We start from the raw sequence: 499 nt of genomic DNA on the forward strand, positions 1-499 counted from the left end.
CTTTCGTCGTCCGCGGTCAACCTCGTGCTGGAAGCGGGTGGTGGCGGCGTGATCTATGACCGAAATCCGATCGCGCGATGCGTGTCGGACACCGCGGTAGCCAATCGGCACATCACTCAAAACTGGGATGTCAACGCCTCGACTTACGGGCGCGTCCTTTTGGGACTTCCGTCTGAGAATCCGATGCTCGACGACTGACGAGGGCTATCGATATGTGGGCCGCAAACGAGGAGCGGTCAGTATTGGGTAGTGCGAGGCCTTAGCTAAATAGCTCGCAGTCGAACCAAAAGGGAGATCTAACATGCATGCCACCGTTCGAGCTCCAGCAGCTTTAGGCCTGCCGGCGCGTGAGGAAACGAAGGTAGTCTCAAGGGATGCCTTCTTGTCGGCGATGCGCAGAGCCGCGTCGCCGGTGTCGGTTATCACGACCAATCTCGGTGGCAAGCGAATGGCTTTGACCGTCAGTTCGTTCTTGTCCGTGTCTGCTGACCCTCCGCTG

At 58.5% G+C, this 499-nt stretch carries 1 protein-coding gene and 1 pseudogene; both read left to right on the forward strand.

Going from position 1 to position 499, the window contains the following annotated elements; all coding sequences use genetic code 11:
- Positions 1-198, forward strand: a pseudogene (locus OWC48_RS46255) (acyl-CoA dehydrogenase); the annotation flags it as partial.
- A gap of 103 nt (positions 199-301) precedes the next feature.
- Positions 302-499 (forward strand): flavin reductase (locus OWC48_RS46260; RefSeq protein WP_282525965.1); only part of this gene is annotated, 198 nt, incomplete at its 3' end.

It is taken from the genome of Bradyrhizobium sp. Arg816 (genome assembly GCF_029989365.1).
In the GTDB taxonomy this organism is placed as follows: Bacteria; Pseudomonadota; Alphaproteobacteria; order Rhizobiales; family Xanthobacteraceae; genus Bradyrhizobium.